Raw genomic sequence first — 16,653 nt, 5'->3', positions numbered from 1 at the left:
TGCGACGTCAGTCGGTGCCGGCGATGCGGCCGCGCAGCGAATTGGTCAGCGCTTCCGTGATCACCACGTCGACCAACTGGCCGACCAGACGTGGATGGCCGGGGAAGTTCACCGAGCGCATGTTCTCGGTCTTGCCGGTCAGCTCGGTCGCGTTCTTCTTCGACGGGCCTTCCACCAGCACCGACTGCACCGTGCCCACCATGCGTTGCGAGATGCCCGCGGCGTAGGCGTTGATGTGCTGCTGCAGGCGCTCCAGGCGCGCATGCTTCACGGCGTCCGGCGTGTCGTCTTCCAGGTCCGCGGCGGGCGTACCCGGGCGACGCGAGTAGATGAAGCTGAAGCTCTGGTCGAAGCCGACATCCTCGAGCAGCTTCATCGTCTTCTCAAAATCGGCATCGGTCTCGCCGGGGAAGCCGACGATGAAATCCGAGCTGATCGAGATGTCGGGCCGCACGGCGCGCAGCTTGCGGATCTTCTGCTTGAACTCGAGCGCGGTGTAGCCGCGCTTCATCGCCGAGAGGATACGGTCGCTGCCCGCCTGCACCGGCAGGTGCAGGAAGTTGGCCAGTTGCGGCACGTCGCGGTAGGCGTCCACCAGCGAGTCGCTAAACTCGAGCGGGTGCGAGGTGGTGAAGCGGATGCGACCGATGCCGTCGATCTCGGCGATGGTGCGGATCAGCAGGCCCAGGTCGGCGACCTCACCGTCGCCGTAGGGGCCGCGATACGCGTTGACGTTCTGGCCGAGCAGGTTGATTTCGCGCACGCCTTGCGCGGCGAGCTGCGCCACTTCCACCAGCACGTCCTCGAATGGTCGACTGACTTCCGTGCCGCGGGTGTAGGGCACCACGCAGAACGAGCAGTACTTCGAGCAGCCTTCCATGATCGACACGAACGCGGAAGGACCTTCGGCGCGCGGCTCGGGCAGGCGGTCGAACTTCTCGATTTCGGGGAAGCTGATGTCCACCTGCGGCTTGTTCTGTTCGCGGCGGGCGCGGATCAGTTCCGGCAGGCGGTGCAGGGTCTGCGGGCCGAACACCAGGTCCACGTAAGGCGCGCGCTTGACGATCGCCTCGCCTTCCTGGGAGGCCACGCAGCCGCCGACGCCGATGATGACGTCGCGGCCGCCGGCCTTCAGCGCCTTCCAGCGGCCGAGCTGGCTGAAGACCTTCTCCTGCGCCTTTTCGCGGATGGAGCAGGTGTTGACCAGCACCACGTCCGCTTCCTCGGGGTTGTCGGTCAGCTCGAGACCGTCGGAGGCGGCGAGCACATCGGCCATCTTGGCCGAGTCGTACTCGTTCATCTGGCACCCGTGGGTCTTGATGTACAGCTTGCCGCGCACCTGATCGGGCACGCGGGCGCGGCCAACGGGCAGGGGGACGAGTGCGGGGTCGGTCACGGCAGGGCCGGCCGTGGTCGGCAGTGCGGGGGCTTGCGTCCCGGTCATGGCGCTTAATCCAGTCGGGTGGGGCGGGCAGGGCCGCGTAGTTTACGCGCTGGGGGCGGCCGGAACCCGTACCGGATGGCGTTGATAGCGGGTAACAGGCCATCCCTGGCCGCCGTGCCGCCGGCTGTTGGAACTCCGACCGGCCGCACAGATTGGAGGAACCCTTTGTTGGACAAGGACTTGGCAATCCCCCGGGAATTCGGGACACTGCGCGGCATGAGGGGGACTCTGACGCTTCTGGCCGTGCTGGCCGCGTTGACCGCACTGCCGGCCAGCGCGGGCACGCTGTACAAGTGCACCGGCGCCGACGGCGTGCCGGCGTATGTTAGCAAGCGCGTCAGTGGTTCCAGTTGCGAAGTCGTGAGCCGCTACACGCCCGAACGCAGTCGCCCGACCCAGGTCGCCTCCGTGTCCCGGCCCGCCGAGGCAACGCCGGCCATCGGCGCCGCCGTCTCGCCCGCCCTGTCGGATTCCGCCAGTGCCATCGTCCCGGCCGCCGTCCCGGCGCCGGCGCCTGCCGCGACCGGTCCGCGCCGCGTGGTCAGCGGACAGGTCTATTCGTACATCAAGGACGGCGTCCGTCATTACACCAGCGCGCGCCCGCAGGGCGGCACGCAGGTGGCCAGCCTGCGCACCATCAAGTACAGCTACATCGAAACGTGTTTCGCCTGCGGCAACCCCGGCGTCGACTTCGGCCGGCTGCGGCTGAACACCTCCGCCTACCAGGCCGAAATCGCTGCGGCATCGCGCGAGTTCGGCGTGGAGGAGGCCATCCTGCGCGCGATCATGCACGCCGAGTCGTCCTACAACCCGATGGCGCTGTCGCATGCGGGTGCCCAGGGCCTGATGCAGCTGATGCCGGCCACGGCGCGCCGGTTCGGCGTGACCGACTCCTACAATGCCGGCCAGAACATCCGCGGCGGCGCGCAGTACCTGTCCTGGCTGCTCAAGCGCTTCAATGGGAACCTGACGCTGGCGGCCGCCGGCTACAACGCAGGCGAAGGCGCAGTGGACCGCCATGGCGGCGTCCCGCCGTACAAGGAAACCCAGCGCTACGTGCAGCGCGTCGCCGTGCTGGCCGACCGCTACCGCCAGGCGGTCGCCGCGCGTTGAGTCGTGGCGGGCGCCTCGGGCGCACGCAAGCCATTGATTCCACGGCAGCCGTTGTCGGCCCATTAAGCCATCCGTTACACTTTGCCGTCTTTTGCGGCCCGCGTCCGTGTCTGGGTGCGGCCTTGGCAGCCTTTTTTGCTACCTGATTGTTTTGCGGAGTGCCGGATGGCCATCGATGGGGTCAATGGGCCTGTGAATACGGGCCGACGCCGGTTCCTGACTGCGACCACCGCGGTGGTGGGTGCAGTGGGTGCCGGCATTGCAGCTGTACCTTTTATCAAGTCGTGGAATCCGAGCGCCCGGGCCAAGCTGGCCGGTGCTCCGGTGACCGCCGATCTCACCGGCCTGCAGGAAGGCCAGCGCCTGATCCTGGAATGGCGCGGCCAGCCGATCTGGATCGTCAAGCGTTCCAAGGCGATCCTGGATGCGCTGCCTACGCTGGATGCGAACCTGCGCGACCCGCAGTCGACCAACAAGGACCAGCAGCCGTCGTACATCACCGGCGAGACGCGCTCGCTGAAGCCTGAAGTCTCCGTGCTGGTCGGCCTGTGCACGCACTTGGGCTGCTCGCCGGAAATGGCCGCCGAGATCAAGCCCGAGCCGTACGATCCGAACTGGAAGGGCGGCTACTTCTGCCCCTGCCACAAGTCGCGCTTCGACATGGCCGGCCGCGTGTTCCAGGGCGTGCCCGCACCCACCAACCTGGTGGTGCCGCCGCACTTCTACCAGGACGACAACACCATCGTGATCGGCCTCGATCCGCAAGGGGGCGCGTAAGCCATGGCGAACATCATCACCCGCGCCGCCGATGGCGTAGTGGACTGGTTCAACGCGCGCGCGCCGGGCTTCATGCCCGTGTACCGCAAGCACATGAGCGAGTACTACGCGCCCAAGAACTTCAACATCTGGTACATCTTCGGCGTGCTGTCGATCGTGGTGCTGGTCAACCAGATCCTGACCGGCATCTTCCTGACGATGCACTTCAAGCCGAGCGCGGCGGAAGCCTTCGCCTCGGTCGAATACATCATGCGCGACGTGGAGTGGGGCTGGCTGATCCGCTACATGCACAGCACCGGCGCGTCGCTGTTCTTCATCGTCGTCTACATCCACATGTTCCGCGGCCTGATGTACGGCTCGTACCAGAAGCCGCGCGAACTCGTGTGGATCCTCGGCATGCTGATCTACCTGGTGCTGATGGCCGAAGCCTTCCTGGGCTACGTGCTGCCCTGGGGCCAGATGTCGTTCTGGGGCGCCAAGGTCATCATCTCGCTGTTCGGCGCCATCCCGGTGATCGGCAACGGCCTGACCGAGTGGATCATGGGCGACTACCTGCCCAGCGATGCCACGCTCAACCGCTTCTTCGCGCTGCATGTCATCGCGCTGCCGCTGGTCCTGCTGCTGCTCGTGGTGCTGCACATCTTCGCCCTGCACGAAGTCGGCTCGAACAACCCCGACGGCGTCGAGATCAAGAAGGGGCCGAAGGGCAACCGCTGGTCGCCCACCGCCCCGGCGGACGGCGTGCCGTTCCATCCGTACTACACGGTCAAGGACGGGTTCTACGTCGGTTGCTTCCTGATCCTGGCGGCCTTCATCGTGTTCTTCGCACCGGCCATGGGCGGCTGGTTCCTGGAGCACGACAACTTCAGCGAAGCGAACAAGCTGGTCACCCCGGCGCATATCAAGCCGGTGTGGTACTACACGCCCTACTACGCCATGTTGCGCGTGGTGCCCAACAAGCTGGGCGGCGTGCTGGTGATGTTCGGCGCCATCGCGATCCTGTTCCTGGTGCCCTGGCTGGACCGCGCCAAGGTCAAGTCCTACCGCTACCGCGGCGTGCTGTCGAAAGTGCTGCTGGGCCTGTTCGCGATCAGCTTCGTCTGGTTGGGCAAGATCGGTGCGGGCCCGGGTACGGATCCGGTGGAAACCATCATCGGCCGCTTCCTGACCGGCTTCTATTTCCTGTTCTTCCTGACCATGCCGATCTGGACCAAGATCGACAAGACCAAGCCAGTGCCCGAGCGGGTGACGACGCATGACTAAGACTTTCGCCTCTCGCCTAGCTGTGTTCGCCAGCGGGTTGCTGATCTCGTTCTCCGCGTTCGCCGCCGAGGGCGGCGCCACGCTTCAGGCCGGCAACGACCTGGGTGACCGCGCGTCGCTGCAGCGCGGTGCGCAGCTGTACATGAATTACTGCGCCGGCTGCCACTCGCTGAAGTACATGCGCTACTCGCGCATCGCCGACGACCTGGGCCTGACCGAAGACGAGGTGATGAACAACCTCAACTTCACCGGCGCCAAGTTCGGCGAACAGGTGCAGGTGTCCATGCCGGCCGCGGGTGGCGAGAAGTGGTTCGGCAAGATGCCGCCGGACCTGAGCGTCATCTCCCGCGTGCGTGGCAGTGACTGGATCTATACCTACCTGAAGTCGTTCTACCTGGACGAATCGCGTCCGCTGGGCTGGAACAACAAGCTGTTCCCCAACGCCTCCATGCCCAACCCGCTGTGGGAGCTGCAGGGCCTGCAGCACGCCGAATTCGGTCCGGTCGATCCGGCCACCGGCGAGCGCCATGTGGAAAGCCTGAAGGTGACGCAGGCCGGCCGGCAGGACGCGCGTGAGTTCGACCAGACTGCGCGCGACATCACCAACTTCCTGGAGTATGTCGGCGAGCCGGCGGCCCTGAAGCGCCAGAGCATCGGCGTGTGGGTGATCCTGTTCCTGGCGGCACTCACGTTCCTGGCCTACCTCCTGAAGGAGGAGTACTGGAAGGACGTCCACTAAGGACGCCGCATCTGCCGCCACGGCGCGGGCACACGCCCGCGCCGTAGACGGAGTTGCCGGGCATTGGGGTTGCTTGGCTTTTTCCGGCGGGGATTGCACACTCAGGGACCGGGGCGACCTTCGGCAAGGGGCCGACGGCGTCGGTGCGATCGGCGGATTCCGGTCGTCGGAGAGCCGTGAATGGCTGCGAGCCCACGTATGCGCAATACACTGACGTTGTTTTCCTCCACCGATGACGTGCTCTGCCACCGCGTGCGGCTGGTGCTCGCCGCGAAGGGCGTGAGCTACGACCTGGTGCCGGTGGATCCGCAGAACCCGCCTGAAGATCTCATCGATCTGAATCCCTACCATTCCGTGCCCACGCTGGTGGAGCGCGATCTGGTGCTCTACGCCGCGTCGGTGGTCAGTGAATACCTCGACGAGCGCTATCCGCATCCGCCGCTGATGCCGGTGGATCCGCTTTCACGCGCCCGCCTGCGCCTCGCCATGCTGCGCATCGAGCACGATTGGGTGCCGCAGGTGCAGGCCATCCAGCTGGGCAACAAGCAGCAGGCGGAAGCCGGTCGCAAGCGCCTGAAGGAACTCCTGACGGCGTCCGTGCCGCTGTTCAAGGCGAGCAAGTTCTTCCTCAATCCCGAGATGAGCCTGGCCGACTGCGCCATGGCGCCGATCATCTGGCGCCTGCCGTCGCTGGAGGTGCCGCTGCCCAAGGACGGCAAGGCGATCGAGGACTATGGCAACCGTATCTTCCGGCACCCCGGCTTCCTGCGCAGCCTGACGGATGCGGAGAAGAAGCTGCGCGAAATCCCGGCCTGACCGGCTGCCGTGCAGGATCAGGCCGACGCGATGCGATTGGCTGCCGAGAAGTGAAATGACCGACGCCTCTTCCCGCATGACCAGCCATCGCCCGTACCTGTTGCGGGCCCTGAACGAGTGGATCGCCGACAACGGCATGACGCCGCACCTGCTGGTCGACGCGACGATGGCCGGCGTGCAGGTGCCCGCCAGCGCGGTAAAGGAAGGCAAGGTGGTGTTGAACATCGCCGAGCGCGCCGTGGTGCGGTTGATGATCGACAACGATGCGGTCAGCTTCACCGCCCGCTTCGGCGGCGTGAGCTACGCGGTCCATGTGCCGATCAGCGCGGTGCTGGCGATCTATTCGCGCGAGACAGGGCAGGGCATGGCGCTGCCGGACGACGTCCCGCACGACGCGGAGGCGAGCGGCGACCACGAGGATGCCGCGCATGCACAGGACTCGCCCCCCGATGACGACACCCCGCCGCCCGGTGGCGGCAAGCGTCCGCCGTTCCTGCGCGTGGTGAAGTAAGTCCGTTGCGTCGGGCGTCCGCCGTCTGCGGCGGTCAGTGCCGCTCGATCGACGTCACCGACGGGGTGACCGGTCCGACGAAGGCGACCAGCTGCCCCTTGCGCAGCACCAGGCGTCCGACATGGCGGTCGATGCCGTCGTGCGAGTACTCGAAGCGGAAGCTGCGTTCGAAGCCCAGCCACCCATCCTCGCCCCGGCGCAGGCGCCACCCGCTGGCATGCACGCTCTGGTCGAGCCAGATGACCCCGGCAGCTTCGCAGGCGTTCCGCCCCAGCGCGATGGCGCGCTCGGCCGCCGCGCGCGCCGCATTCCAGTAGGCGAAGGCGGCGCCGGCCGCGATCAGCCACAGCAGGGCGCTCAGCGGCGACATGCCGGCCTCACGGTGCGGGACCGAGTTTCATCGACAGGTCGATGGCGTGCACGTGCTTGGTCAGGCCGCCGATCGACACGAAGTCGACACCGTCGTCAGCGATGCTCCGCAGCGTGGTCAGGTCGACGCCGCCCGACACCTCCAGCGGAATGCGGCCCGCATAGGGAGCCGCCTTCGCGCGGCGGACGGCTTCCCGACGCGTATCGGCGTCGAAGTCGTCGATCAGGATGCGTTCGCAGCCCTCGGACAGTGCTTCGTCGAGCTGCGCCAGGGTTTCCACTTCCACGATCAGCGGCAACGACGGCTGCGCTTGGCGAGCCGTGCGTATGGCGGCGGCCAGCGATCCGGCGGCACGCACATGGTTCTCCTTGAGCATCACCGCATCGTAGAGACCGACGCGATGGTTCCTTCCACCGCCGCAGAGGACCGCGTACTTCTGCGCCAACCGCAAGCCCGGCAGCGTCTTGCGCGTATCCAGGACGGTGCACCCCGTGCCCCGCACCGCGTCGACATAGGCGGCGGTGGCGGTGGCGGTGCCGCTGAGGGTCTGCATGAAATTCAGCGAAGAACGTTCGGCAGTGACGAGCGCGCGCGTGCGCCCGGCGAGCGTGGCGAGCACGGTGCCGGGCTGCACCCGGTCGCCGTCCCGCACGCGCCAGTCGATGCGGACCTCCGGATCGAGTGCGCGATGGCAGGCCTCGAACCACGGACTGCCCGCCACGATGGCTGCCTCCTTGCAGAGCAGGTAAGCGATGTCGGCGGCGTCGGGCAGCAGGGCGGCGGTGACATCGCCACTGCCGATGTCCTCGGCAAGCGCGCGGGCCACATCCGACGCGATGGCATCCGCGGGCGGCGGCGTCGGGCGCGTGCTCATCGCGAGGGGAAGTCCCCCGCCTGCGCGGTGGCGATCGCCTCCTCGGCCAGCAGCACGGGAATGCCGTCCTCGACGCGATACACGGTCTTGCGGTCGTGCGTGACGAGCGCCTCGCGCAGCGGCTCGGCCTGCGTGGTGTCATCGGCACGCTTGACGTGTCCCTCGCCGATGGCGCGGTTGAGCGCTTCCAGCCCGCGCGCTTCGAGCATGGCCAAGGGCTGGCGGGTGGCGGGGCAGCAGAGAAGGTCGAGCAGTTTGCGGTCCATGTGGGGACTCGATCAGCGGTTCGGTCAGGAGGGTAGAATACGTCTTTGCGACAGAGGACGGCCATGACCGCCAGTGCTTCCCGCCCCATCGTGGGCATCGTGATGGGTTCCCGGTCCGATTGGGAGACCATGCAGCACGCTGCGCAGAAGCTGGATGCGCTCGGCGTTCCTTACGAGGTGAGAGTGGTCTCGGCGCATCGGACTCCGGACGTGCTGTTCTCGTACGCCGACGAAGCCGCCTCGCGCGGGTTGCGCGCCATCATCGCCGGTGCAGGCGGCGCGGCCCATCTGCCGGGCATGCTCGCCGCGAAGACCGCCGTGCCGGTGCTGGGTGTACCCGTGCAGTCGAAGGCGCTCAACGGCATGGACTCGCTGTTGTCCATCGTGCAGATGCCGGCGGGCATTCCGGTGGCGACCTTCGCCATCGGCAATGCCGGGGCAGCGAATGCCGGCCTGTTCGCCGCGGCGCTGCTGGCGCCGGAGCATCCGGCCATCGGTGCCGCGCTCGCGGCGTTCCGCAGCCGCCAGACCGACGACGTGATGGCGCACGACGATCCGCGCCAGCCGCTATGACGACCGTCGGTATCCTGGGCGGTGGGCAACTGGCGCGCATGCTGGCGCTGTCCGGCGCGCCACTGGGCTTGCGCTTTCTCGTGATGGATACCGCCGCGGATGCGTGCGCCGGCCAGTTCGCCCCGCTGCTGGTGGGCGACTATCGTGACGAAGCGGCGTTGGCCGAATTCGCTTCGAAAGTCGACGTGGCCACCTTCGACTTCGAGAACGTGCCCGCGGAGAGCGCGGAGTGGCTCGCCGGCCGCGTACCGGTGTTCCCCAATCCGCGCGCGCTGGCGGTGGCGCAGGATCGCCTGGTCGAGAAGAGCCTGTTCCGCGAGCTGGGGATTCCGGTCGGCGACTTCGCCGATGTCGGCAGCCTCGAGATACTGCGCCGCGAGGTCGAACGACTCGGAGGCGCGTGCATCCTCAAGACGCGTCGCCTGGGCTATGACGGCAAGGGACAGTTCCGCATCAAGTCGCCGGCGGACGTGGATGCGGCGTGGAAGGCATTGGGGACGCAGGCAGGGACCGTCGGCCTGATCGTCGAAGCCTTCATCCCGTTCGAGCGGGAACTGTCCGTGGTGGCCGTGCGTGGCCGCGATGGCGAATTCCGCACCTGGCCGTTGACCGAAAACTGGCATGTCGACGGCGTGCTGTCGGCCAGCCTTGCGCCGGCACACGTCGATGCGGCACTCGCCGAAGCGGCATGTGCGCACGCACGGCGGCTGGCGGAGTCGCTCGACTACGTGGGCGTGTTCGCGCTCGAACTGTTCTACCGGAACGGCGAACTGCTCGCCAACGAGATGGCGCCGCGTGTACACAACTCCGGCCACTGGACCATCGAAGGTGCGGAGACGTCGCAGTTCCAGAACCATCTGCGCGCCGTGCTGGGCCTGCCACTGGGCGACACCCGCGTGATGGGCCACGCCTGCATGTTGAACTGGATCGGTGAGATGCCGGAGGCGTCGTCCGTACTCCAGGAGGCCGGCGGCCACTGGCACGACTACGGGAAGGAGCCGCGGGAGGGGCGCAAGGTGGGCCACGCCACGGTCCGCGCCGACGATGCCGCATCGCTCGCCCACGCCTTGGCCCGCATCGGTGTCGCACTTGAGCGCCAGGCGCAGGTGGCGCCGGTCATTGCGCGCCTGACCGGCTGACGCGGGCGATCATCGGCGGGAAACGCAGAACGGCCGGATCATCCGGCCGTTCTGATGTGTGCGGCATCGCTCCTCAGCGGCAGCGGCCGAAGCGGTCGGGCGATGCGCCCGGCCCGCCCTTCGGGCCGGGCGGATTCTCCCAGTTGGTACCACGGCCGCCGTGCGGTCCCGGCGGGTTGTTGTCGAGGTCCAGCCAGCAACGTCTGGCCTGGTTCCACAGGCCGTAGCGGGGATGCCAATAGCCGTATTGGGGATTGAAGTAGTAGCCGTTCTTCCCTACGACGAACTCGTAGCGCTTGCCGCCGTGCCGGTACCAGCGGCGATCGGGCGACGCGCCCGGGCCGCCCTTCCAGCCGGGCGGATTCTCCCAGTTGGTGCCGCGGCCGCCGGCCGGGCCGGGCGGATTGTTGTCGCGGTCGCGTGGCGCCGCGTCGGCGTTCGCCGACATCGCCAGCAGGACGGTAAGCAGGGATCCAGCCAATCCGTAACGCAGTGCCATGGTGTTCTCCTCGGGGTTGGGACCACGGCTCCTGGAACGCCCGCGCACGCGCCGTTGTTGACGCGTGGCCTCGCCGCATTCATCGGCCAGCCAGCGTCGCAAAAAAAAACGGCCGGGTTTCCCCGGCCGTTTCCGAAGCGTGCAGGCGCCCGCGATCAGCGCAGGTTGCCGGCCACGAAGTCCCAGTTGACCAGGGCCCAGAACGATTCAACGTACTTCGGACGCGCGTTGCGATAATCGATGTAGTAGGCGTGCTCCCACACGTCGATCGTCAGCAGCGGCTTGTCTTCGCCCGTCAGCGGGGTGGCCGCATTCGACGTGCTGGCCAGCGCCAGCGAACCGTCCGGACGCTGCACCAGCCAGCCCCAGCCGGAACCGAAGGTGCCGATGGCGGTCTTGGTGAACTCTTCCTTGAACTTCGCGAAATCGCCGAACGCCTTGTTGATCAGTTCGCCCAGCTTGCCGCCTGGCTCTCCGCCGCCGTTGGGCTTCAGGCAGTTCCAGTAGAAGGTGTGGTTCCACACCTGCGCGGCGTTGTTGAACATGCCGCCCTGCGACTTGCGCACGATGTCCTCGAGCGATGCATCGGCGAACTCGGTGCCCTCGATCAGCTTGTTGAGGTTGTCGACGTAGGTCTTGTGATGCTTGCCGTAGTGGAAGTCGATCGTTTCGCCGGAAATGTGCGGCTCCAGCGCGGTGCGGTCGTAGGGCAGGGGGGGCAGTTCGATGGCCATGGCTCGGTTCCTTACGCTAGGCGGGTCAAAGGGGGATGCCCGGCATCGGTGGGCGATGCAAAGGCTTACACTATGCAATCCGCAGGCGCAGCCGGCGGAACGGACCGAAAGTGTACCCGACGGTGGTTGCCAAACCGTCAAGGAAGGAGAAATCAGCATGCCGGTGATGGAACGCATCCAGGCCGAAGTGGATGGCCACCCGATCGTCCTTTTCATGAAGGGCACGCCGCAGTTCCCGATGTGCGGTTTCTCCAGCCGTGCCGTGCATGCGCTGCGCGATGCCGGTGCCGAACACCTGCACGTCATCAACGTGCTGGAGGAGCCGGAGATCCGTGCGAACCTGCCGCGCTTCTCCAATTGGCCGACCTTTCCCCAGCTCTTCATCAATGGCGAACTGATCGGCGGCTGCGACATCACCCTGGAACTGCACGAATCCGGAGAGTTGCGGCGGATCGTGACCGAGGCCTTCGCTCCGTGAGTCTGGTCGGCCTCCCCACGCGCGCGCCGCGTGCGCTCGATCAGCGCGTCGTGCTGGTCAGCGGTGCCCATGGTGGCCTGGGCAGTGCCGCAGCGGTGGCGTGTGCTGAGGCGGGCGCCACCGTGGTACTGCTCGGACGCAAGGTGCCCAAGTTGAACCGCGTGTACGACGCGGTGGCCCAAGTCGGTGCGGAACCGCTGCTTTACCCGCTGGACCTCGAAGGTGCCACGCCCGACGACTATGCAGAACTCGCCGATCGCCTGCATGCTGGCTTGGGCCGGCTGGACGGCGTGCTGCATTGCGCGGCCGAGTTCAAGGGGCTGACCCCGCTCGAACACACCGATCCGGCGGCATTCGCGCGCGTCGTGCATGTGAACCTCACTGCGCCCTGGTGGCTGTCGCAGGCCTGCCTGCCCCTGCTCAAGCAGTCGGCCGACGCGGCTGTGGTCTTCAGTGTCGACGACCTGTCGCGTGTCGGGCAGGCCTATTGGGGCGCTTACGGCGTGGCCGAGCATGCGCTGACATCGCTGGTCGGCATGCTGCATGCCGAACTGGCCACCAGCCCCGTGCGGGTGTCCGCGCTGCAGCCGGGGCCGATGCGCACCGGGCTCCGCGCGCGCGCGTACGCCGACGACACCGACGCGCAGGCGTGCGAGGCGAAGGAATACGCCTCCGCCTGTGTCACCCTGCTGTCATCGGCAGGCGCCACGCACAGGGGGCAGATATGGAAGGTACGGGCATGACCGTCCTGTCGGCGGCCCTGCTGCTGTTCCTGATCCTGGATCCGCTGGGCAACGTCCCGGTGTTCCTCAGCGTGCTCAAGCCGCTGCCGCCGCGTCGCCAGCGCATCGTCGTGGTGCGCGAACTGCTGATCGCGCTCGCGGTACTCATGCTGTTCCTGTGGTGCGGCAAGTACGCGCTCGAAATGATGCACCTGCGGCAGGAGTCGGTGGCGATCGCCGGCGGCATCGTGCTGTTCCTGATCGGCGTGCGGATGATCTTCCCGCGTCCCGAGGGGTTAATGGGCGAACTCCCCGGCGGCGAGCCTTTCATCGTGCCGCTGGCTATCCCGCTGGTGGCCGGCCCCTCGGGCATGGCCGCCGTGATGTTGATGGGCAGCAACGACCCGTCCCGTCTTGGCGACTGGAGCCTGGCCCTGCTGCTGGCCTGGGGTGCCACCGCGGTGATCCTGTTCTCCGCGACCGTGCTGTACAAGTGGCTGGGCAGGAGCGTGCTGACCGCGATCGAGCGGCTAATGGGCATGCTTCTGGTCGCCATTTCCGTCCAAATGGTGCTCGATGGGGTGGGCACCTACCTGAAGTTGACCCCGCCCAACATCTGATGACGGCGGGTCTCCGGGCCTGTTGCCAGCGGGGCTGACGCGTGCCTTCCGCGAGTCGCTGCAGTGTCATGCTGCGGTGCGGAATATTGTCATGCCGCGGTCACAAAATGGTCCTATCGTGTTAACCTGTTATTAACCTCCGCGGACGCCGCGTGGGCCATGGGAACCCCTAGCACGCCCTCCAGAACCGACCCCACCGGGCGGTTCCGCACGTCCTGTCAGCCAGCTTCGCCACATCACTCCCGTACCGAGGTTTATCCGATGAACCAATCCCGTCGTCTTCGCCTGTCCAAGCTCAGCCTTGGCCTCGTCGTCGCACTCGCCGCCGCGCCTGCCTTCGCGCAGAGCACCTCGGCCGGTGTGGGCGGCCTGGTCACCGACAATGGCGGCCAGCCCGTCACCGGTGCTGAAGTGACCATCACCCACATCGAATCCGGTACGGTCAGCCGCGCCACCACCGATGCCAGCGGCCGTTACACCGCGCGCGGCCTGCGTGTGGGCGGTCCCTACCAGGTGACGATCACCAAGCCGGGTTCGGGCACCAAGACTGAAGACAACATCTACCTGCAGCTCAACCAGACCAGCACCGTCAATGCGGCGCTGACCGGCGACCTGACCACGCTCGAGACGGTCACCGCCGTGGGCTTTTCGGGTGGCTCGGAAGTGTTCAGCGCCACGAAGATGGGTTCGGGTACCAGCGTCGACCGCGTGACCATCGAGAACCTGCCGTCTATGAACGGCAACATCCAGGATTTCATGCGCCTCGATCCGCGCGTGACCTTCAGCGACCGCGCCTCGGGCAGCATCACCGCCGGCGGCCAGAACCCGCGCTTCAACAAGATCACCATCGACGGCGTGTCGGCCAGCGACACGTTCGGCCTGGAAGGCAACAACATGCCGACGCAGCGCCAGCCGGTGTCGATGGAGGCCATCGAGGCCATCGACATCAACCTGTCCAACTACGACGTCACCATGGCCGGTGCCGCCGGCGCCAACGTCAATGCCGTGACCAAGTCCGGTACCAATGAATTCCACGGCTCCGTTTACGGCACCTACCGTGATGGCGACTGGTTCGGCGACTACCCGGCGCGCATCGCCGGCAGCTCGCTCGACGTCACCGGCCTGCCGTTCGACGAGTACGACGACGAGACCACCTGGGGCGTCACCCTGGGCGGCCCGATCGTGAAGGACAAGCTGTTCTTCTTCGCCAACTACGAGAAGTTCAAGCAGACCAACATCGGCCCGGCCGGCAAGAGCCAGGGCACCAACCCGCTGGCCGCCGGCACCGCCGACTTCAGCCCTACCGACCTGGCGGAAGTGCAGCGCATCGCGCGCGATGTGTGGGGCTTCGAGCCGGGCGACCTGACCGGCGCCGGCGATACCGAGCTGGAAGAGTACGCACTGAAGCTGGACTGGAACATCAGCGACGCGCACCGCGCCAGCCTGCGCTACAGCAAGCTCGAGCAGAACCGCGTGCGTCCGGAAGCCTCCACGGCCAGCATCCTGTCGCTCAGCTCCAACTGGTACAACCACGTCAAGACCGTGGAAAGCTACGTCGGCCAGCTGTTCAGCGACTGGTCCGACACGTTCTCGACCGAGTTCAAGGTGTCCTACCGCGACTATTCGGCCGTCCGTGTCAGCCCGACCACCGCGCCGACCATCCAGGTCTATTTCGACGATGGCGTCACCGGCAACGGCAACGACAACCCGATCGGCACCAGCAGCAACAGCTTCAGCGGCCTGGACGCGATCCGCCTGGGTACCGAGCGCAGCTCGCCGGGCAACGCGCTGCTCACCGAGACCTGGAACTACTTCGGTTCGGCCACCTGGACCGTCGGCGACCACGACATCAAGTTCGGCGCCGAGTACAGCGAAAACGAGATCTACAACTTCTTCCTGCAGGACTACTGGGGCAACTACAGCTTCTACGTTCCGCGTCCGCTGGTCGGCGGCACCCGTACGTCCGACTTCAGCAACCTGATCAACGGTCGCTACTTCGACTACGACCTGCAGACCAACCCGACCGACCCCGGCATGATCGCCGCGCGCTACAAGAACAAGGGTCTCGGCTTCTTCGTGCAGGATACGTGGTACGTCACGCCCAACCTGACGCTGACGCTCGGCGTGCGCGCCGACAAGCCCAGCGCCAGCCCGGCCGCGCCGTTCAACGCGTGCTTCGCCGCCGCTCCCGGCACGACGAACGCCGCGTGCACCGGCGGTACCTACACCGGTGGCTTCGGCATCGCCAACAACAACACCTATAACGGCGATTACATCATCCAGCCGCGCTTCGGCTTCAACTACACCTTCGACTGGGAGCGTCCGGCCCAGCTGCGCGGCGGTATCGGCCTGTTCCAGGGCGATGCTCCGCAGGTGTGGGTGGGCAATGCCTACAGCAACACGGGCATGAACTACATCTCCTACCAGAACAACACCAACCCGACGCTGGTTCCGTTCAGTCCGGATGGCCTGGACCAGAACGTGCCCGCCGGCGGTACGGGCGTGCGCAACGTCAATGCCATCAGCGACGACTTCGAGCTGCCGTCGGTGTGGAAGGCCAACCTGGCCATCGACGTCGAGACGCCGTGGAACGGTGTCGTGGCCTCCGCCGAGCTGCTGCTGACCGACGTCAAGAACGGCCTGTTCTACCGCAGCCTCAACGTCGGCCCGGGCTACGTGGGTCCGGACGGTCGCGTGCTGTACTGGAACCCGAACAGCGGCCGTCCGTTCGGCAACACCAGCGCCGGCACCGGCCTGCTCTCGCCCAATGGCGCGCGCACCGGTCGTAACACCTACTTCGGCGACGTCTTCCTGCTGGAGAACACCAACAAGGGCAAGGGACAGCAGCTGACGGTCTCGCTGACCAAGCCGGCGTCGAGCGAGAGCGACTGGTCCTGGAGCCTGGGCTACACGCGTACCAACGCCGAGGAAGTGTCGGCGCTGACCAGCTCCACCGCGGGTTCGGGCTACGGTTCGCAGCTGGGCTTCAGCATCAACGAACCGACCAGCAGCACGGCGCGTTACGAGATCAAGGACCGCTTCAGCGGTTCGCTGAACTGGACGCACAACTTCTTCGGTGACTACGCCACCCAGGTCGGCCTGTTCTACGAAGGCCGCAGCGGCCGTCCGTACAGCTACATCTTCTCGGGCGATGCCAATGGCGACAACCGCACCTTCAACGACCTGTTCTACGTGCCCGCCGGCCCTGGCGACGTCCTGTTCGGCAGCCTGAGCGCGACCGGCCAGTTCACCGCCAACGCGGCAATGGAGCAGGCGTTCTGGGATTGGCTGTCGCGCCAGGATGGCCTGAACCGCTACGCCGGTACGTACGCCCCCGAGAATGGCTTCACCAGCAGCTGGGTGAACACGTTCGACGTCCGCATCAGCCAGGAGCTGCCGGGCTTCATGAAGGGTCACAAGTCCAAGCTCTGGATCGACATCCAGAACGTGGGCAACCTGATCAACAAGGACTGGGGCCACGTCATCGACTACGGCTTCAACGCCAACAACGCAGTGGCCACGCTGCAGGGCATGTACAACGGCAAGTACGTGTACGGCTACCGCAGCGGCACGGAGTTCGGCCAGGCGACCGCCCTCGGTATCCCGACCAATGCCGACAGCCAGACCAACGGCATTTCGCAGTGGTCCCTGCAAGTCGGTTTCAAGTACGAGTTCTGATCCGCTGCCTTACCGCGGAACGCAACACGAACGGCCG

18 protein-coding genes are annotated in these 16,653 nt (G+C 66.5%); 12 read left to right on the top strand and 6 right to left on the bottom strand.

All coding sequences use genetic code 11. From position 1 onward, the window contains the following. Positions 1-7: 7 nt before the first annotated feature. Entirely contained in the window at positions 8-1,444 is a 1,437-nt protein-coding gene (miaB, locus tag ACSQ19_RS02880) for a tRNA (N6-isopentenyl adenosine(37)-C2)-methylthiotransferase MiaB (protein ID WP_435999860.1), read from the bottom strand. 216 nt (positions 1,445-1,660) lie between these two features. On the opposite strand from miaB, the gene ACSQ19_RS02875 reads away from it, so the two are divergent. The 6 genes from ACSQ19_RS02875 (at position 1,661) to ACSQ19_RS02850 (ending at position 6,663) form a co-directional block, all read left to right on the top strand. After that, the gene (locus tag ACSQ19_RS02875) at positions 1,661-2,557 is read left to right on the top strand and encodes a lytic transglycosylase domain-containing protein (RefSeq protein ID WP_296278795.1); all 897 of its coding nucleotides are present in this window, start codon (positions 1,661-1,663) and stop codon (positions 2,555-2,557) included. Between the two features lie 165 nt (positions 2,558-2,722). Then, a complete protein-coding gene (gene petA / locus ACSQ19_RS02870) occupies positions 2,723-3,334 on the top strand; it encodes a ubiquinol-cytochrome c reductase iron-sulfur subunit (protein WP_299346303.1) in 612 nt (203 codons plus the stop codon). 3 nt (positions 3,335-3,337) lie between these two features. Continuing rightward, positions 3,338-4,597 carry a cytochrome b gene (locus ACSQ19_RS02865; protein ID WP_296278793.1) on the top strand — a complete coding sequence of 420 codons (1,260 nt, stop codon included), beginning with the start codon at positions 3,338-3,340 and terminating at the stop codon, positions 4,595-4,597. Beyond that, positions 4,590-5,336, top strand: a complete 747-nt coding sequence (locus ACSQ19_RS02860; RefSeq protein ID WP_296278792.1) for a cytochrome c1 — start codon at positions 4,590-4,592, stop codon at positions 5,334-5,336. Before ACSQ19_RS02865 ends, ACSQ19_RS02860 begins: the two co-directional genes overlap by 8 nt. 180 nt (positions 5,337-5,516) lie before the next feature. Continuing rightward, positions 5,517-6,152, top strand: a complete 636-nt coding sequence (locus tag ACSQ19_RS02855) for a glutathione S-transferase N-terminal domain-containing protein (protein ID WP_435999857.1) — start codon at positions 5,517-5,519, stop codon at positions 6,150-6,152. A gap of 55 nt (positions 6,153-6,207) precedes the next feature. Further along, on the top strand, positions 6,208-6,663 hold the full coding sequence (locus ACSQ19_RS02850) for a ClpXP protease specificity-enhancing factor (protein ID WP_296278791.1): 456 nt from the start codon (positions 6,208-6,210) through the stop codon (positions 6,661-6,663). 34 nt (positions 6,664-6,697) lie between these two features. Here the strand turns inward: ACSQ19_RS02850 and ACSQ19_RS02845 are convergent, their stop codons facing one another. The 3 genes from ACSQ19_RS02845 to ACSQ19_RS02835 are packed head-to-tail and all read right to left on the bottom strand — an operon-like array spanning position 6,698 to position 8,173. Further along, positions 6,698-7,033, bottom strand: a complete 336-nt coding sequence (locus ACSQ19_RS02845; protein ID WP_296278790.1) for a DUF3301 domain-containing protein — start codon at positions 7,031-7,033, stop codon at positions 6,698-6,700. A 7-nt stretch (positions 7,034-7,040) separates the two neighbouring features. Then, positions 7,041-7,907, bottom strand: coding sequence for a carboxylating nicotinate-nucleotide diphosphorylase (gene nadC / locus ACSQ19_RS02840; protein ID WP_435999854.1), 867 nt, complete (start codon positions 7,905-7,907; stop codon positions 7,041-7,043). Next, positions 7,904-8,173, bottom strand: coding sequence for a Trm112 family protein (locus ACSQ19_RS02835; protein WP_296278789.1), 270 nt, complete (start codon positions 8,171-8,173; stop codon positions 7,904-7,906). Before ACSQ19_RS02835 ends, nadC begins: the two co-directional genes overlap by 4 nt. Before the next feature lie 63 nt (positions 8,174-8,236). Between ACSQ19_RS02835 and purE the strand changes: the two genes are divergently transcribed. Beyond that, a complete protein-coding gene (gene purE / locus ACSQ19_RS02830; protein WP_296278788.1) occupies positions 8,237-8,746 on the top strand; it encodes a 5-(carboxyamino)imidazole ribonucleotide mutase in 510 nt (169 codons plus the stop codon). Further along, the gene (locus tag ACSQ19_RS02825) at positions 8,743-9,885 is read left to right on the top strand and encodes a 5-(carboxyamino)imidazole ribonucleotide synthase (protein WP_435999851.1); all 1,143 of its coding nucleotides are present in this window, start codon (positions 8,743-8,745) and stop codon (positions 9,883-9,885) included. The genes purE and ACSQ19_RS02825 overlap by 4 nt, the downstream gene beginning before the upstream one ends. Before the next feature lie 73 nt (positions 9,886-9,958). Here the strand turns inward: ACSQ19_RS02825 and ACSQ19_RS02820 are convergent, their stop codons facing one another. Both ACSQ19_RS02820 and ACSQ19_RS02815 read right to left on the bottom strand, forming a co-directional pair. Then, a complete protein-coding gene (locus tag ACSQ19_RS02820; RefSeq protein ID WP_296278786.1) occupies positions 9,959-10,384 on the bottom strand; it encodes a hypothetical protein in 426 nt (141 codons plus the stop codon). Between the two features lie 155 nt (positions 10,385-10,539). Next, positions 10,540-11,118 (bottom strand): superoxide dismutase, encoded by a 579-nt coding sequence (locus tag ACSQ19_RS02815; RefSeq protein ID WP_296278785.1) that lies wholly within the window; start codon positions 11,116-11,118, stop codon positions 10,540-10,542. 157 nt (positions 11,119-11,275) lie between these two features. On the opposite strand from ACSQ19_RS02815, the gene grxD reads away from it, so the two are divergent. From grxD to ACSQ19_RS02795, 4 genes are all read left to right on the top strand, one after another. Beyond that, entirely contained in the window at positions 11,276-11,596 is a 321-nt protein-coding gene (gene grxD / locus ACSQ19_RS02810; RefSeq protein WP_296278784.1) for a Grx4 family monothiol glutaredoxin, read from the top strand. After that, positions 11,593-12,339: an SDR family NAD(P)-dependent oxidoreductase gene (locus tag ACSQ19_RS02805; protein ID WP_299346320.1), complete on the top strand. Its 747-nt coding sequence runs from the start codon at positions 11,593-11,595 to the stop codon at positions 12,337-12,339. Before grxD ends, ACSQ19_RS02805 begins: the two co-directional genes overlap by 4 nt. Further along, a complete protein-coding gene (locus ACSQ19_RS02800) occupies positions 12,336-12,938 on the top strand; it encodes a YhgN family NAAT transporter (protein ID WP_299346323.1) in 603 nt (200 codons plus the stop codon). The genes ACSQ19_RS02805 and ACSQ19_RS02800 overlap by 4 nt, the downstream gene beginning before the upstream one ends. 261 nt (positions 12,939-13,199) lie before the next feature. Continuing rightward, positions 13,200-16,616, top strand: a complete 3,417-nt coding sequence (locus tag ACSQ19_RS02795) for a TonB-dependent receptor (protein ID WP_299346325.1) — start codon at positions 13,200-13,202, stop codon at positions 16,614-16,616. Positions 16,617-16,653: the final 37 nt, after the last annotated feature.

Source organism: Pseudoxanthomonas sp. LjRoot127, from assembly GCF_964253495.1.
Lineage (GTDB): Bacteria > Pseudomonadota > Gammaproteobacteria > Xanthomonadales > Xanthomonadaceae > Pseudoxanthomonas_A.
Note: the sequence above shows the minus strand (reverse complement) of the source record. Positions and strands in the feature narration are given on the sequence as shown.

What these genes read in the sequence shown, in the direction of transcription:
- grxD (WP_296278784.1), top strand. Translation starts at nt 11,276, where the DNA reads ATGCCGGTGATGGAACGCATCCAGGCCGAAGTGGATGGCCACCCGATC.
- nadC (WP_435999854.1), bottom strand. Translation starts at nt 7,907, where the DNA reads ATGAGCACGCGCCCGACGCCGCCGCCCGCGGATGCCATCGCGTCGGAT.
- purE (WP_296278788.1), top strand. Translation starts at nt 8,237, where the DNA reads ATGACCGCCAGTGCTTCCCGCCCCATCGTGGGCATCGTGATGGGTTCC.
- ACSQ19_RS02875 (WP_296278795.1), top strand. Translation starts at nt 1,661, where the DNA reads ATGAGGGGGACTCTGACGCTTCTGGCCGTGCTGGCCGCGTTGACCGCA.
- ACSQ19_RS02855 (WP_435999857.1), top strand. Translation starts at nt 5,517, where the DNA reads ATGGCTGCGAGCCCACGTATGCGCAATACACTGACGTTGTTTTCCTCC.
- ACSQ19_RS02860 (WP_296278792.1), top strand. Translation starts at nt 4,590, where the DNA reads ATGACTAAGACTTTCGCCTCTCGCCTAGCTGTGTTCGCCAGCGGGTTG.
- ACSQ19_RS02825 (WP_435999851.1), top strand. Translation starts at nt 8,743, where the DNA reads ATGACGACCGTCGGTATCCTGGGCGGTGGGCAACTGGCGCGCATGCTG.
- ACSQ19_RS02850 (WP_296278791.1), top strand. Translation starts at nt 6,208, where the DNA reads ATGACCGACGCCTCTTCCCGCATGACCAGCCATCGCCCGTACCTGTTG.
- ACSQ19_RS02845 (WP_296278790.1), bottom strand. Translation starts at nt 7,033, where the DNA reads ATGTCGCCGCTGAGCGCCCTGCTGTGGCTGATCGCGGCCGGCGCCGCC.
- ACSQ19_RS02795 (WP_299346325.1), top strand. Translation starts at nt 13,200, where the DNA reads ATGAACCAATCCCGTCGTCTTCGCCTGTCCAAGCTCAGCCTTGGCCTC.
- ACSQ19_RS02820 (WP_296278786.1), bottom strand. Translation starts at nt 10,384, where the DNA reads ATGGCACTGCGTTACGGATTGGCTGGATCCCTGCTTACCGTCCTGCTG.
- ACSQ19_RS02865 (WP_296278793.1), top strand. Translation starts at nt 3,338, where the DNA reads ATGGCGAACATCATCACCCGCGCCGCCGATGGCGTAGTGGACTGGTTC.
- petA (WP_299346303.1), top strand. Translation starts at nt 2,723, where the DNA reads ATGGCCATCGATGGGGTCAATGGGCCTGTGAATACGGGCCGACGCCGG.
- miaB (WP_435999860.1), bottom strand. Translation starts at nt 1,444, where the DNA reads ATGACCGGGACGCAAGCCCCCGCACTGCCGACCACGGCCGGCCCTGCC.
- ACSQ19_RS02800 (WP_299346323.1), top strand. Translation starts at nt 12,336, where the DNA reads ATGACCGTCCTGTCGGCGGCCCTGCTGCTGTTCCTGATCCTGGATCCG.
- ACSQ19_RS02835 (WP_296278789.1), bottom strand. Translation starts at nt 8,173, where the DNA reads ATGGACCGCAAACTGCTCGACCTTCTCTGCTGCCCCGCCACCCGCCAG.
- ACSQ19_RS02815 (WP_296278785.1), bottom strand. Translation starts at nt 11,118, where the DNA reads ATGGCCATCGAACTGCCCCCCCTGCCCTACGACCGCACCGCGCTGGAG.